The sequence below is a fragment of the Acetobacter sp. genome (assembly GCF_047721705.1).
Lineage (GTDB): Bacteria > Pseudomonadota > Alphaproteobacteria > Acetobacterales > Acetobacteraceae > Acetobacter.
Map to the genome: position 1 here is coordinate 14,078 of NZ_JBDNXK010000011.1, position 14,492 is coordinate 28,569.

14 protein-coding genes are annotated in these 14,492 nt (G+C 57.1%); 12 read left to right on the forward strand and 2 right to left on the reverse strand.

Annotated elements, in window-relative coordinates:
* Positions 1 to 150: 150 nt before the first annotated feature.
* The 12 genes from ABF824_RS03250 to ABF824_RS03305 all read left to right on the forward strand — a co-directional run bounded on the left by ABF824_RS03250 (position 151) and on the right by ABF824_RS03305 (position 11,259).
* On the forward strand, positions 151 to 1,887 hold the full coding sequence (locus ABF824_RS03250) for an EAL domain-containing protein (RefSeq protein WP_415486407.1): 1,737 nt from the start codon (positions 151 to 153) through the stop codon (positions 1,885 to 1,887).
* Positions 1,888 to 2,003: 116 nt separating this feature from the next.
* The gene (locus ABF824_RS03255) at positions 2,004 to 2,834 is read left to right on the forward strand and encodes an acyl-ACP desaturase (RefSeq protein ID WP_415486408.1); all 831 of its coding nucleotides are present in this window, start codon (positions 2,004 to 2,006) and stop codon (positions 2,832 to 2,834) included.
* 106 nt (positions 2,835 to 2,940) lie between these two features.
* Positions 2,941 to 5,001 carry a M13 family metallopeptidase gene (locus ABF824_RS03260; RefSeq protein WP_415486409.1) on the forward strand — a complete coding sequence of 687 codons (2,061 nt, stop codon included), beginning with the start codon at positions 2,941 to 2,943 and terminating at the stop codon, positions 4,999 to 5,001.
* Positions 5,002 to 5,065: 64 nt separating this feature from the next.
* Positions 5,066 to 5,821: a glycine betaine ABC transporter substrate-binding protein gene (locus tag ABF824_RS03265; RefSeq protein WP_415486410.1), complete on the forward strand. Its 756-nt coding sequence runs from the start codon at positions 5,066 to 5,068 to the stop codon at positions 5,819 to 5,821.
* Between the two features lie 3 nt (positions 5,822 to 5,824).
* Positions 5,825 to 6,133 (forward strand): hypothetical protein, encoded by a 309-nt coding sequence (locus tag ABF824_RS03270; RefSeq protein WP_415486411.1) that lies wholly within the window; start codon positions 5,825 to 5,827, stop codon positions 6,131 to 6,133.
* Between the two features lie 7 nt (positions 6,134 to 6,140).
* Positions 6,141 to 6,647, forward strand: coding sequence for a YdcF family protein (locus ABF824_RS03275; RefSeq protein WP_415486412.1), 507 nt, complete (start codon positions 6,141 to 6,143; stop codon positions 6,645 to 6,647).
* A 246-nt stretch (positions 6,648 to 6,893) separates the two neighbouring features.
* Complete coding sequence (gene fabD, locus ABF824_RS03280; protein WP_415486413.1) at positions 6,894 to 7,865, forward strand: ACP S-malonyltransferase; 972 nt, start codon at positions 6,894 to 6,896, stop codon at positions 7,863 to 7,865.
* Positions 7,866 to 7,898: 33 nt separating this feature from the next.
* Complete coding sequence (gene fabG, locus ABF824_RS03285) at positions 7,899 to 8,642, forward strand: 3-oxoacyl-[acyl-carrier-protein] reductase (RefSeq protein ID WP_415486414.1); 744 nt, start codon at positions 7,899 to 7,901, stop codon at positions 8,640 to 8,642.
* A gap of 262 nt (positions 8,643 to 8,904) precedes the next feature.
* Entirely contained in the window at positions 8,905 to 9,144 is a 240-nt protein-coding gene (locus tag ABF824_RS03290; protein WP_173569948.1) for an acyl carrier protein, read from the forward strand.
* A gap of 101 nt (positions 9,145 to 9,245) precedes the next feature.
* The gene (gene fabF, locus ABF824_RS03295; RefSeq protein WP_415486415.1) at positions 9,246 to 10,508 is read left to right on the forward strand and encodes a beta-ketoacyl-ACP synthase II; all 1,263 of its coding nucleotides are present in this window, start codon (positions 9,246 to 9,248) and stop codon (positions 10,506 to 10,508) included.
* Positions 10,509 to 10,598: 90 nt separating this feature from the next.
* A complete protein-coding gene (locus ABF824_RS03300) occupies positions 10,599 to 10,844 on the forward strand; it encodes a DUF3297 family protein (protein WP_415486416.1) in 246 nt (81 codons plus the stop codon).
* A 22-nt stretch (positions 10,845 to 10,866) separates the two neighbouring features.
* Complete coding sequence (locus tag ABF824_RS03305) at positions 10,867 to 11,259, forward strand: hypothetical protein (RefSeq protein ID WP_415486417.1); 393 nt, start codon at positions 10,867 to 10,869, stop codon at positions 11,257 to 11,259.
* Positions 11,260 to 11,353: 94 nt separating this feature from the next.
* Here ABF824_RS03305 and ABF824_RS03310 read toward each other — a convergent pair whose 3' ends face one another.
* Positions 11,354 to 12,706: a nitrate/sulfonate/bicarbonate ABC transporter ATP-binding protein gene (locus ABF824_RS03310; protein WP_415486418.1), complete on the reverse strand. Its 1,353-nt coding sequence runs from the start codon at positions 12,704 to 12,706 to the stop codon at positions 11,354 to 11,356.
* A gap of 37 nt (positions 12,707 to 12,743) precedes the next feature.
* Positions 12,744 to 14,483: an ABC transporter permease subunit gene (locus ABF824_RS03315; protein WP_415486419.1), complete on the reverse strand. Its 1,740-nt coding sequence runs from the start codon at positions 14,481 to 14,483 to the stop codon at positions 12,744 to 12,746.
* Positions 14,484 to 14,492: the final 9 nt, after the last annotated feature.

Here is a 14,492-nt window from a genome sequence, read left to right on the forward strand (position 1 = left end):
GACGCCAGCCGAAGCAGAACAGGGCGTTCTTATCGTTAAATCAGAATATTAATCACTTTTTTAACATGCGCCCTCATTCTGAAAGCCGACAGAACATAGAGTGTGCTGAGATCAATGGGGCTCCCCGAACGAAATAAAGCTGGAGCATCCGTGGATCGCCGCCTCGAACAACTGGCGGCGCTGGCTTTTGCGGCCGCCGATGTCCTTTTCGAAGTGGATCGGGCGCTGAGGGTGCGCCATGTAGGCGGAGCGATCCAGAAACTGACGGGGCACGGGGCAACAGCCGTCCGCAATCTCTCGCTTTTTGAACTGATTGTTCCTGCGGACCGTGTCTTTCTGCGACGTGTGGTGGAGGCATTCAATCAGGACAAGACCGTAGAACGGATCACGGTCCGCTTCCTTCAGGGTGCAGAAAATACGGTCCCGGCCATTCTTGGCATTACGTCGATGCCGGGAGTGGACAGCGAACGTCTGGTGACCGCCACGATTCTCGATCGTGGGTTTGTTGCATGTCCCGATTCGGATGGTTTTCTCGATCGGTCTTCATTCATTGATCTCGCACGCAGGATGACGCCTCCAGTCGGGGAACCAACCCGCTTCAAGGTGGTCATGCTCGCGTTGCCGCAGTTGGTACGAAACGCTGCGCTCAGAAACACGGTGCTGGGAACAGCCTTTCTCGCTGAAGTCGAAGCCATCCTTCGGATCAGCAGCGAGGGTGGCGTTGTGACCCGTCTCAGCGATGATGCCTTTGCCTACCTCCAGCCTGTCGGTGACGATTCGAAGGTGGTGGAAAGCAAGATTGAAGCAGCGACAGATGCGCTTCTTGCAAAGCCCTGCATCCGAAGCCTTGCTCTTGATGCTTCTCTTCTGGAGCAGGGTGAGATTGAGACGGCGCTGAATTATGCGCTGGAGAATTTTGCGGGAGAGCAGACACGCGACAAAATCGTTCTCGAAAATTTGCCCGACTGTCTGGCGGCCTCCACAAACCGCAACCGTAATCTCGTTACCGCCTGTCGTAGCATCATAGAGGATGGAACATTTTTTCAGGTGCTGCAGCCGATCATGGCGCTGAAGACAGGGGCCATACAGCATTACGAAGTCCTGACGCGCTTTGCGGAAGGCGTGACGCGCGGCATTTCCAACACAGGAGAATTCATCGAGATTGCCGAGCAGATCGGTATGATCAACACATTCGATCTGATCAATTGCGTGAAAACGATCAAACTTCTCCAGACACTGCCGGCCGGAATCCGGCTGGCCCTGAATGTGTCAGGGCGATCGGTGCAGTCGGCGGAATTTTCGACGCGCCTATTGAACATGCTGGATGCGCCAGACATGCAGGTCGCCCCCTCACGCTTGTTGATCGAGATTACGGAAACGCGCGGCATCACTGATTTCGAGGGGCCTACGGCGCTCCTGCAGCATCTTGTCAAACGCGGCCATCGAATCTGCCTCGATGATTTCGGTGCCGGGGCAATGAGCTTCGAGTATCTCCGGCGTTTTCCGGTCAATTACGTCAAGATTGACGGACCTTTTTTTCGCAATGCAATGGTCAGCAGTCGCGACCGCATTCTCATCCGCGCGATTGCCCGATGCTCCTTTGAATTGGGGTGTCGGACTGTTGTGGAAATGATCGAGACCGAGGCGCAGGCCGCGCTTGCCCGCGAGCTTGGTGTGGAGTGCGGACAGGGGTGGCTGTTTGGCAAACCCATGACAGTTGATGCGCTTTTTGCGTCTCTCAAGCTTTCACCTCCCAGGCCGGCAGGCCGATCGCGGTCTACGGTCAAGCGTGCCGCGCCTCCCAGACCAGCAGAAAAAGCCGAGGTTTCTCGGGCTTCCGTGCAACCATCACCTGCAAAGCTCGCTATACCCGGGAACGCTGTCTGATCGTATCCTCTGCTTTTATGGCTCTGGCTTGACGTGGCGGTTTTTTGAGCGCAGGCGAACGCAAAATGTAAGAATGGGCGTTCTCGAACTGATGCGTCACTACTCGCGGGGGAGGCATGAAACACTGGCATTTAGACCAGCTCGACTGGGACAGTTTTGATCCGTCTCGTGTCGATCCGGATATTCTCGCCGTCGTGAAAGCGGCATCTGTTGTTGAGCGGAACGGCGTTGATTACGCAGTCTATCTCAACCACGTCTTTTCCGACGACGCGGATTTTCAGGAAGCTGCCGACAACTGGGCCATTGAAGAGGTGCAGCATGGCGACGCTCTCGGTCGCTGGAGCATGTTGGCCGATCCGAAGTGGGATTACCCCGAGGCTTTTGAGCGGTATCGTTCAACATTCCATATTGATCTCAACACCACGCATTCCGTGCGCGGTTCCCGCACCGGCGAACTGATCGCGCGCTGCATGGTCGAAACGGGCACCTCATCCTTCTATTCGTCATTGGCCGATGCGACGGATGAGCCACTGCTGAAGACGATCTGCAAGCTGATCGCGGCCGATGAATATCGTCATTTCAAGCTGTTTTATGACCATATGCACCGCTACCTGAAGCGGGAGAAGCTCGGGCCGTGGACGCGCACGCGTATTGCGCTCGGGCGCATCACGGAAAGCGAGGATGATGAACTCGCTTCTGCTTTTTACACGACGAATGAACCTGCTTCCCTGCAATATGATCGTAAGCGATGCATTGCCGGTTACATGTCGCGCGCGATGAAAGCCTACCGTCAGAAGCATATCGACCGCGTTACGGGCATGGTGTTCAAGACGATCGGCTTTAAACCACACAGCCGGCTGCACGCATGGGTCTCGAAAGGCGTTTATGCGCTGATCCGCCAGCGTCAGCGCAGTTTCGCGAAAACCGCGATCAGGCTCGGGGCATAAAGTCAGCGCGCTTTTGACGCCCCGCGCGGTTGCGTCTTACGATGCAAAGCTGTCGATATCGCAGAATTATTTGGTACCATTCATTTTAAGAGGATTTTGTTCACGCATGCCGCGTTCAAAGATTGCCACTCATATGCGCGCGTCCCTCACGGGGCTGCTGCTCGGTTCAGCCTGTGTCTCCTCGGCGTTTGCCGCTTCTGCGGCCATCAAGCCGTGGGGATTTGATCTGGAAGGCCGCGATACGCATGTGACGCCCGGCAACGATTTTTTCGAATACGCGAATGGCACTGCGGTCAAGAAAATCCAGATCCCACAGGATCGCACGTCGTTTGGTGCATTTGATGCCCTGCGTGATCTCTCGCAGCGTCGGGTGCGGGATATTCTCACGCAACTGGGGAAACAGCACAGCGATAAGGTTGAAACGACCGAACAGAAACTGGCTGCCTATTACAGCAGCTATATGGATGAAAAACACGTTGAAGCGCTTGGAGCGGGACCACTGGCGGATGATCTCGCTGCCATTCGGAACTTGAAGACTCCAACTGAGATGGCCCGCCTTATTGGCACAGGTCAGACCGGTTTCCAGTTTTCGGCGTTCTCTCTGTCCATCCAGCCTGACGCCAAAGATCCGATGCGTTTCGCCCTGAGTCTCGATCAGGGCGGTCTCGGCATGCCGGACCGTGACTACTACCTGAAAGAGCAGTTCGCCGCGAAAAAGCAGGCATACGGCGTTTACGTCGCCAAGATGCTGCACCTTGTTGGCTGGGAAGATGCGGACAAGAGGGCGCAGGACATTGTCGCGTTTGAGACGAAAATTGCGGACAAGAACTGGGCGCGTGCCGACATGCGCGATCCCGACAAGACCTATAATCCTCGCACAGTATCCACTCTGAGTCAGGAAGCGCCCGGCTTCGACTGGAGTGAGTGGCTGAAGGGTGCGGGCGTGACCGTGCAGCAGGCGGACGCCGCGAAAATCATTGTCGGTGAGCCATCAGCCGTCACCAATGCCGCCAGGGTGATCGGTGAGACGCCCATGCCTGTGTTGCAGGCGTGGCTGGCTTTCCATCTGGCCAACAACGCTGCGTTCACCCTGTCGTCGCCCTTCGTGAATGCCTCCTACGATTTCAATCGCAAGACCATCGCGGGTCAGCCGCATCTGGCTGCACGGTGGAAACGCGCGACGGACTCTACTGATGACGCCATGGGCTGGGCCATCGGCAAGATTTATGTGGACAAATACTTCCCCGCCGAAAGCAAGGCGAAAATGGAAGCGCTGACCACGCGGTTGAAGGCCGTTTTCCGGGCGCGCCTTCAGACCAACAGCTGGATGTCCGACGCGACGAAACAGCATGCGCTGGTCAAGCTGGATCATTTCGACATTCAGGTGGGGTATCCCAAGAAGTGGCGGGATTACAGCGATTTTCGTGTTGTTCCGGGTGATGTCTATGGCAACGCGCAGCGGGCTATCGCTTTTGAGTGGAACTACTGGGTTGGCCATCTCGGAAAGCCGGTGGACCGTGACGACTGGGACATGACCCCGCAGACGGTGAACGCCTACAACAACCCGGTATTCAACGAGGTTGTGTTCCCTGCATCGATCCTTCAGCCGCCATTCTTTGATCCGAATGCTGATCCGGCGATCAACTACGGCGCGATTGGCGGCGTGATCGGTCATGAAATGACGCATGGCTTTGATGACGAAGGCCGCAAGTTCGACGAAAACGGTCGTCTCAGCGACTGGTGGACGAAAGAAGATGCCGAGCGCTTCGAGAAGCTCGGCGCGCGTCTTGGTGCGCAGTATGATGCGTTTGAAGTGCTGCCAGGCGTGCATCTCAACGGCAAGCTGACGATGGGTGAGAATATCGCCGATCTCGGAGGCCTGACACTTGCGCTGGACGCTTACCGTGCGTCCCTCACGGGCAAGGAAGCGCCTGTGCTGAATGGCATGACGGGCGTTCAGCGTGTGTTCCTCGGCTGGGCGCAGGTCTGGCGTATGAAAGTGCGCGAAGAGCGGGCGCGGCAGCTTGCTGTGATTGATCCTCATTCGGCTCCAGCCGCCCGCGTCAACCTGCCGGCGCATAACATCGACGCGTGGTACAAGGCGTGGAATGTGCAGCCCGGTCAGAAATTCTATCTTGCACCGGACGAACGCGTAAAAATCTGGTAAGCCGCACAGCGCTCCGGCGGAAATGCCGCCGGAGAGACGATGATATGGAAAAGAACGCCTCCCGATGACGACATTCACGCTCGCCTACCGCAACTCACCTCTGCATGCCGCCGTGGCGGCTGCGGTCGCGCGCGTGCTGGAAGCGTATGAAATCGAGCCTGATTACATCTCGGGCGATGACGATGCGCTGGCTCGCATGTTGGCTGATGGTGAAATCGACATGTTCGCCACGGCATGGTTGCCCGCACAGGACAAGGCGTTCCTCTCCCCTGCGGTGGAGGAACTCGGCAATCTGTATCGCCCGTCATTCGGCTTTTTCGTAGTGAACGGTTCTGACGCAACGCTTTCCAATCTGTCTTCGCTGGAAAAGCTGGCATCCTCTTCTGCCGCGCGAAACCTGATCACGCCTGAAAGTCTTTTGCCGCAGGTGCGACAGGTTGTGGCGGGATACGGTTTGACGGAAGCCGGTTTCACCATCGAGACGCATCCGGACGATGAGGCTTACGACGCGATGGCTGCCGCCGTGCAGGCTGGAGAGCCGGTGGTCCTGCCGCTGTGTAATCCCTGTTATCTCATGCACACGCTTGACCTGCGTCCACTGGCCGATCCGAAAGGTGCGTGTGGGCAAGAACTGTCGGCCCGTCTGCTGATCAACAGCCAGACGCGTGGGAGCGCCGATAGCGACATGCTGGACGAACTCGACGAACTGACCTTTGGAAACAAGGTTGTCAGCGCGCTTGATAATGCCCTGCGCCATCTTGGCATGACGGCAGACGAGGCTGCGGAAGAGTGGCAGCGCGGCAAGCTACTGCCGCGCTGACCGATGGTGGCGACCACTCCCGATCCGATGGCGCCTGAGACAGTGCCTTCGCTGAATGGAGTGGATGGCATACGCCTTGCCATGGCGATGAGTGACACGCATCAGCTTCAGGTCGGGGAGGCAACGGTTCAGCTTCCGCCCCAGGCGCGGGGAATTTTCCCTTTGATCGATGGACGAAACGCGGTGGCGGCTCTCGCAGAGCGGCTCGAAGCGCGTGGCGTCGAGGCAGAGCAGTTTGAGCGGGTCTGGCGGCAGACGGTCGAGGCGCTGGCGCCCTTCGGGCTACTGACGTTCAGCAATCCGGTCGTCTGATTTTCCCATGCTTCCGGTGATTGTTTTCGGTGCGGCTCTTTATCCCGACGGTTCGCCCAGTCCGGCGCTGATCGCGCGAATTCATGCCGCATTCCGATTCGGACAGCAGCATGACGACGTCATGTATGTCGTGACAGGCGGCGTGCCTCAGGCCGGGAAGACGGAAGCCGCCGTGATGGCGCAGATGTTGCGGGAACAGGGCGTGGCAGAGGAAGCCATTCTTCCCGAGGCAGAATCTGGCGATACATGCGATTCGGTGATTGCCTGCACCAGACTTCTCCGGGCGCGCGGCTATGTCGGACCTGTGGTCGCCGTGACGAGCGATTTCCATTGCATGCGCTGCGTTGCGATGCTGCGAGCCCTTGGTTGGGTCGTCCTTCCCGTAGCGGCGCCGTCCCGAACAGATATTGCGCCATTCCGTCGCTGGTGGATTCGGACGAGGGAATATCCTGCGACTGTCTGGGATGTGTTTCTGGTCATGCTCTGGCGGATCACGAAAGGACGCCACCTCTGAGCGGGGGCTATTCGTGGCACTGTCTGTCCGGCGATGCTGGCAGCACGACGTAGCACGCGGCTCATCGGTTTTATGGGGGATCAGGCCTCAGCGGCGTAGTGGGCGTGTTGCGGTGGCCTGAGCCGCCAACATTGACATTCTTCGGTAATTTCCTTTCATCACCCGCTCTATCGCTGGATTTTTGCGTGCGATCAGACAACCGTACCGCGGTTTCAGGTTGCGCCACCACTTGCTCAGGAGCGGCTGATGTCTGTCTATGCCTTCGTTTTTCCGGGTCAGGGAAGTCAGTCTCCCGGCATGGGGCAGGATCTTGCCGACGCTTTTTCTGCCGCGCGTGAGGTTTTTCAGGAAGTCGATGACGCGCTGGGTGAACATCTGTCGAAGATCATCTTCGAAGGTCCGGTGGAAACCTTGACCAGCACCGAGAATACGCAGCCCGCGCTGATGGCGGTGTCAATGGCTGTGGTGCGTGTGCTGGAGCGCGAAGGCGGCGTGGATTTCAGTCAGAAAGCCACGCTCATGGCAGGTCATTCACTGGGTGAATATTCCGCTCTTGCGGCGGCGCGCTCGTTCGGCATTGCGGAAACCGCGCGTCTGCTGCGTCTGCGCGGGCAAGCCATGCAGCGCGCCGTTCCTGCCGGAGAAGGCGGAATGGCGGCCCTCATTGGCGTGACGCCTGAGCAGGCGAAGGAAGTTTGCGAAGAAGCCGCAGTCCTGAAGGTTGAAGGGCAGCCGGACCGCCGTGAAATCATTGAGATCGCCAATGACAATGGCGGTGGGCAGATCGTTATCTCCGGTCAGATGGGGGCGATCGACCGTGCAATTGTGATCGCCAAGGAAAAGGGCATCAAACGTGCGGTGAAGTTGCCGGTATCTGCACCTTTCCACAGTTCGCTGATGCGTCCGGCTGCTGACGAAATGGCGGAAGCCCTAGCGACGGCTTCGGTAAAAGCGCCCATAGTGCCTATCGTTGCGAATGTGACCGCCGAAAAGGTTACGTCACCCGATGTGATTCGCGATCTTCTTGTTCGTCAGGTCACCGGAACGGTCCGCTGGCGCGAAAGCGTGGATGCGATGGTCGGTATGGGAATCGATCATTTTGTCGAACTGGGTGCCGGAAAAGTGCTGTCCGGCCTGATTCGCCGCATTGCCCCCGATGCAAAAGCGGAGTCGGTTGGCACGCTCGACACCATCGACGGTTTTCTCAAGACCCTCTGACGGTCTGCTCACTTACAGTCAGGACAGGATTTCATGTTCAGCCTTACCAACAAGGTCGCTCTCGTCACCGGCGCAACCGGTGGCATCGGAGCGGCGATTGCCCGTCAGCTGCATCGTCAGGGCGCTACGGTCGTGCTTTCCGGTACCCGCGAATCCGTGCTTGCCGAACGCGCGGCGGAACTGGGGGGAGAGCGCGTCCATGTCGTTGCTGCCGATCTTTCCGACCCGGCAGCGGCGGAACAGCTTGTCGCACGTGCTGAGGAAGCCGCAGGTGCACCCCTCGATATCCTCGTCAACAATGCTGGGCTGACACGCGACACGCTGGCCATTCGCATGAAGGACGAAGACTGGTCGAAGGTCATGGAAGTCGATCTGGCTGCGCCATTCCGCCTGTGCCGCGCTACCCTGAAAGGCATGCTGCGTCGTCGTGCGGGCCGTATCATCAATATCGCATCCGTGGTTGGCGCGACGGGCAACGCGGGTCAGGCCAACTATTCCGCTGCCAAGGCGGGCATGGTCGGAATGACGAAATCGCTGGCTCAGGAAGCCGGTTCGCGTGGTGTGACGCTGAATGTCGTGGCACCGGGTTTCATTGCCACACCGATGACCGACGTGCTGCCGGAAGCGCAGAAGGAAAAGCTGGTAGGGTCGATTCCTCTGGGCCGCATGGGTACGCCGGATGACGTGGCGGCTGCTGTCGTTTATCTGGCCTCGGATGAGGCTGCATGGGTGACAGGCGCCACGCTGCACGTAAATGGCGGTATGGCGATGATTTGAGGCCTGAGGAAGGCTGAACCCTGTTTTTTCTTCGTGACATATAGCATGGAGAAAGGCAGCTTTGAGCGTTGGTGCGGTGGGGGAAAAAGAACCATTTCGCACATCCGCTTGGCGACGGCAGGATTTCCGTGCTAATCGCCCCGCAGCCTCGTTGGGCATACCTCGGTTGCCCCGTTCGAATGCCCTGCTCCGGCGAGTGGCCGGAATGGGGTGAGCACCAATCATTCGCCCAGGTGCTTGGGCATACAGGAAGCAGAGACAGATGAGCGAAATCGCTGACAAGGTTAAGAAGATCGTAGTCGAGCACCTTGGTGTCGAAGAGAGTAAGGTAACGCCGGAAGCGTCTTTCATTGACGATCTGGGCGCAGACAGCCTCGACACGGTTGAGCTGGTTATGGCGTTTGAAGAAGCTTTCAACGTTGAGATCCCGGAAGACGCTGCTGAGAAGATCACCACCGTCAAGGACGCGATCGATTACATCGAAGCTCAGAAAGCTGCCTGAGGCAGTTTTGTATCTGAGAGGGTCTGTCGTGATGCACGCGGACCCGATTTGTTTTGAATAAACAGGAGCAGGCGGGCTTGCTGCAGTCGGGCGGATCAGGTTTGGGTCAAAGACGCGTAGTCGTCACTGGCATGGGGATGGTGACGCCCCTCGGGCTTGGCACCGAAAACGTCTGGAAGCGTCTTGTCGCGGGCGAGAGCGGTATTGACCGCATTCACGCCTTCGATCCAAGCGAGCTTGCGGCTCATATCGGTGGTGAAGTGCCGGAAGGCCCGACCGCTGATGGAAAGCTGACCATCGCTGACTGGATTCCTGTGAAGGACCAGAAGAAGATGGATCGCTTCATCCAGCTCGGGATGATCGCGGCAGCTGAAGCCGTCGAGGATTCGGGCTGGAAACCGGAGTCGGAAGAAGATCGGTGTGCCACCGGCGTGCAGATCGGTTCCGGTATCGGTGGCCTTCAGACCATCTACGATGCCTCGATCACGGTGTATGAAGGTCGTGCGAAGCGTCTTTCGCCGTTCTTTATCCCATCGGCACTGGGCAACCTCGTGTCCGGTAATGTGTCGATCAAATACGGTTTCAAAGGCCCCAACCATTCGGCCGTCACAGCTTGCGCGACTGGCGTTCATGCGATTGGTGACGCCTCCCGTCTCATTATGTTCGGCGATGCCGACGTGATGGTCGCGGGTGGTGCTGAAGCCACGGTCTGCAAGCTTGGCATTGCCGGGTTCTGCTCCGCGCGGGCGCTTTCAACGGGTTTCAATGACCGTCCGAAGGAAGCATCGCGTCCGTGGGATCGTGATCGTGATGGCTTCGTCATGGGTGAAGGTGCCGGCATTGTCGTGCTCGAGGAATACGAGCACGCCAAGAAGCGTGGCGCCAAGATCTATGGCGAGATCGTTGGTTACGGTATGTCCGGCGATGCTCACCACATCACGGCGCCCGCCGAAGGGCATGAAGGTGCCTATCGTGCCATGATGGCTGCCGTTCGCAGCGCTGGCATCACGCCGGGTGAGATTGGTTACGTCAACGCGCACGGCACCTCGACCATGGCGGACGATCTGGAGCTTGAGGCTGTGGAGCGTCTATTCGGCGATGCTGGCCGTCATCTCGCCATGTCGTCGACCAAGTCAGCTATCGGGCATCTGCTCGGAGCGGCTGGTGCGGTCGAAGCCATGTTCTCGTTGCTGGCCATTCGGGATGGCGTCGTTCCGCCAACTCTGAATCTTGAGAATCCTTCCCGTGAAAGCATCATTGATCGGGTGGCGAAAGAAGCGCAGCAGCGTAAGGTGAATATCGCGCTATCCAACAGCTTCGGCTTTGGCGGCACGAATGCCAGCGTGATTGTGCGCGGCATCTGAGTCCCGAATAGTGGACGATGAATGCTTTTCAGACAGGCCATCTTCGGATGGCCTGTTTCATGTTTGATCCCCTAAAAACAGGTGTTTCCCATGAGCGATACCCCTCCTGACCGTCTTTCCGTCGATCCAGATAGCGCGTTCTTCAATGAAGCTCTGCTTGCTCGTGGAATAGGCATTCGCTTCAAGGGCGTGGAAAAAACCAACGTCGAAGAATACTGCATCAGCGAAGGCTGGGTGCGGGTGGCCGTGGGCAAGACGCTCAATCGGCAGGGCAAGCCGATGACGATGAAACTGCAGGGTCCCGTGGAGGCATGGTTCAAAGACGACGGCAAATGATCAGTCAGACGATAAAGATTTGATGATGGATATCCAGACGATCGACAATGCCTATGGCCAGCTTCAACAGGAGGCTCAGCAGTCCAATCAGGCTGTGCAGTCGCTTGCTGAGAAGCTTCAGGCAGCCGTCAATGCAGGCGACACGCAGGCACGTGAATGGCTGCTGGATCTGCGGGAAGTAGCACTTTCGATTCAGGGAGAGCGGCAGCAGATGGCCGCTCTGCTTCAGTCCCTGCACGCGGCGGTAACGAACGAAGCACAGCAGCAGACAGCTGCGCCGTCTGAGCCAACGGGCAGCTTCCTGAACGGGATTCTGAATTCCAGCTTTGGTCAGGCGGTTGCGACTGGTGCAGGGTTCGGCATTGGGAATGATGTGGCGCGCGCAGGAGACAATCTTCTCAAGGATATTTTCTGAGAGGTATTTCTTCTTGGTGGTATTGCGTCAGAAACAGAAGGGCAGGCTCTTCGCCGCATGATGAAAGAGCCTGCTATTTTCTGAAATTCTCTGCTTATTCCTTGGAAAACAGCTGATCTGTTTCGTCGTTGAAGTCGAACAACTCAGTGTAGCGGGCCCATGTGATCACGGTTTGCAGAGCCTGCTGCGCGTAATCGGCTGACATGCTCCCGCGCAACTCTTCTCGAAACCGCTCAGCCCCTGCGGAATGCGAGGGGCGCTCATCAAGAACCGCGCAGATCGTCTTGACCAGAGGAATGGTGTGTAAAAGCGCGTGCCGCAGAATGGTTTTTCGTTCTTCGAAATCGCTTTCGACAAATCGTCGCGCCTCTTCCGTCAGAATGATGTCGCCGTCCTCAAGTTCGGCCAGACCCAAGGTTTGCAAAGTCTCGATGAGAGGGAAAAGATCATCAAGTTCAAGTTGCGCCTTGGAGGCCAGAAGCGGGAGATCGGCACGCCCATCAATCGGTTGGGCTGCAAGAACCTCCACGAGCCCGATCATGCTGCCGACCGTCACCGGTGGAATCGGCATATGCATTGGCGGCGGTGGCATATCCAGTGATGTGCTTTCCGGCAGTTCAGCCTCGGAAATGACGGGTGAGCGTCGCGTCATCAGCGAATAGATATGGTCGACCAGATTCACGAAGGCAGGATCGTCTCGGTCCCGCGGGTGGGGAAGGGTAACAGGCACCTCATTCTCGATGCGTCCCGGATTGGCTGCGAATACGAGAATGCGATCACACATCAGCACGGCTTCTTCGATACTGTGTGTCACCATCAGGATCGATTTGATGGGTAATTTGTGCTCGCACCAGAGTTCAATCAGGTCGGTCCGGAGGTTTTCCGCCGTCAGCACGTCGAGGGACGAAAAGGGTTCATCCATCAGCAGAAGGTCAGGCTCAAGCGCCAATGCGCGGGCCAGTCCAGCCCGCTGTGCCAATCCTCCAGACAGTTCGTGAGGGCGAGCATTTTCGTAGCCACCCAGTCCGATCAGATCGAGTGTCTCACGCGCCCGGACAGCACGCTCCTTGGCACGCATGCGCTGTGCTTCCAGCACAAGTTCCACATTGTCCTGCACACTGAGCCAAGGAAACAGGGAAGGCGTCTGGAACACCATGGCCTGCTTAGGTGTCGGCCCCATGAGGGGAGCATGACGCCACAAAACCTGTCCGCTTGTGGGCGTAAGCAGCCCTGCCATAGTACGCAACAGCATGGACTTGCCGGATCCCGAACGCCCGAGCAGACCCACCACTTCGCTTGTTCTTACATCCAGTGAGATATCTTCAAGAACCTGAACGTCTGTAGCCGCATCCCGATGATAGGATTGGGATACGTTCTTCAGAGACAACAGAATATCGTCGTTTTTCGACGGAGCGGCAGGTATCTCCGCAACGGTGGAGGATGGCATGTTTGTCATCGTTTCCGCTTGAATTCTGGAGCGGCTTTCACGCGCTGCCCGACATGGTTTTTCCATTTATACGCCGATGAACGTAGCCCGAAAGAGGCTCCCAGACGAGAAAATCCATACCAATCGCCAGTAATGTCATCACGAGGCACCCAAAGACAGCATAAGCAATACCGTCCTGACGGGCACCTTTCATGATTTCCGGACCAATGAAACCATGCAGGGAAAACTGATTACCCCAGAATATGACGTCAGCAGCAATGGTGACATTCCAGGCCCAGACAAATGCTCTGCGAACGCCTTGCAGCCAGGATTCGGCAAGCCCGGGAAGCAGTATCGTTTTCCATCGGAGCCAGCCTCTGATTTCATAACTTGAGGCGACTTCAAGAAGCCTGTTTGGAAAATTCCGTGCGCCAGTCAGGACGTACATTGCGACGAAAAACGGCAGTCCGACAAAAAGAATTGGTGACACGATACTGTTCGAACCTGTCAGATCGACGAAAAACGGGAAGAGCAGAACTGCTGGAAACAATGTGAAAAAACGCAGATAGAGCATCAATCTGTTGGAATAAGGTCTTAGATGGACCGCTAGCGGCAGAAGAAGCACGGAATAGAGCAGAATGGGGATGAGCAGGCTGAAAAGTTCGGCAAAACCGAGCAGAAGCATGCGAAGCGAAGTCGCGGCATTTGGCAGTCCATAAGGGGAAAATGCGCAAAACAGGAGGCCAATCACTCCCAGAACAGGCATCGCATATAATGCGATTTTTGTAGTGCTCTCAGGAGCATCCAGAATTTCTGAACGAATGGGGCGGCCAATTCGTAAGTTGCCAATCGCCCGCAAACCCCGTGTGAGTGCCGAAAAAAATTCAGTCAGGATAGAAATATTTTTCCAGAATCCTGAAATGCAGCGATGGGAAGCAGAAGTTTTTGCTTCAAAACGCGATGACCATCCCATTAAGGGCGCCATGATCATCTGATTGAAAAAGATGACAAGCACAGCTGCGACTAAAGCAATGGAAGCAGCTTCCGGAATGGACTCGCGTATGGCCGCGAAGGCGGTCTGGGTACCGAGTCCGGGAAGAAGGGAAATGCCCAAGGCCGTGCTGCAGAATTCTGTAAATGCCAGAACACACCACGCATCTTTCATGGCGCGATTAGCCGCGTGGGCCATGGAAGGCACGCTGAATGGAGCATAAAGACGCCAGAAGCGGGACCAGCCGTACAGGCCAAAGCTTCGACTGGCGAGAACGAGATCGTCTGGTACCTTCTGGTGTGCTTCGATGGCTGCCATCGTGAGAGGAATGGCAAAGGCCGCGAAAACTGGCGCGCAGATCAGAGCTTCACCAGCCAGCATTCCTACGGATGGCCTGTGCAGAAGGACAGCACAGAACGGCAAGGCCAGAAAATAAAAAGTGGGAAGGGGCGCGGCGCGTAAAACGCGAAGAAGAGTCAGTAAAGTCGCGCTGGCATTCTTTCTCCCAAACACCAGACCGGCACTCGCGAATGCCGCAGCGCAGGCAAGCGCCATGCAGCCAACCATCCGGATCGCCGATACGACACCAGCGAGCAACATGCTGGTGATGGTGAAATCTGGGATGGTCTGCAACGCCTGACCGACATGCGCCACCGTTGAAAGGGGAGGCGCATTGCTGCTCAGTCCGAGCATGATACCGGCCACACAGAGGATGGCCGCGCACAGCGGTTGTAGCATCCGGGAATGGCTATTGGGCCACGAAATGTTTTCTGCCCGCCTCAGACTGAAGAAAGCAGGCAGATTCATGGTGCTACG

Bases quoted from the DNA above. Each gene is read 5' to 3' on its own strand.
- ABF824_RS03300 (WP_415486416.1), top strand. From the start codon at position 10,599: ATGAGCGATACCCCTCCTGACCGTCTTTCCGTCGATCCAGATAGCGCG.
- ABF824_RS03275 (WP_415486412.1), top strand. From the start codon at position 6,141: ATGCTTCCGGTGATTGTTTTCGGTGCGGCTCTTTATCCCGACGGTTCG.
- ABF824_RS03290 (WP_173569948.1), top strand. From the start codon at position 8,905: ATGAGCGAAATCGCTGACAAGGTTAAGAAGATCGTAGTCGAGCACCTT.
- ABF824_RS03255 (WP_415486408.1), top strand. From the start codon at position 2,004: ATGAAACACTGGCATTTAGACCAGCTCGACTGGGACAGTTTTGATCCG.
- ABF824_RS03270 (WP_415486411.1), top strand. From the start codon at position 5,825: ATGGTGGCGACCACTCCCGATCCGATGGCGCCTGAGACAGTGCCTTCG.
- fabG (WP_415486414.1), top strand. From the start codon at position 7,899: ATGTTCAGCCTTACCAACAAGGTCGCTCTCGTCACCGGCGCAACCGGT.
- ABF824_RS03305 (WP_415486417.1), top strand. From the start codon at position 10,867: ATGATGGATATCCAGACGATCGACAATGCCTATGGCCAGCTTCAACAG.
- ABF824_RS03265 (WP_415486410.1), top strand. From the start codon at position 5,066: ATGACGACATTCACGCTCGCCTACCGCAACTCACCTCTGCATGCCGCC.
- ABF824_RS03315 (WP_415486419.1), bottom strand. From the start codon at position 14,483: ATGAATCTGCCTGCTTTCTTCAGTCTGAGGCGGGCAGAAAACATTTCG.
- ABF824_RS03310 (WP_415486418.1), bottom strand. From the start codon at position 12,706: ATGCCATCCTCCACCGTTGCGGAGATACCTGCCGCTCCGTCGAAAAAC.
- ABF824_RS03260 (WP_415486409.1), top strand. From the start codon at position 2,941: ATGCCGCGTTCAAAGATTGCCACTCATATGCGCGCGTCCCTCACGGGG.
- fabD (WP_415486413.1), top strand. From the start codon at position 6,894: ATGTCTGTCTATGCCTTCGTTTTTCCGGGTCAGGGAAGTCAGTCTCCC.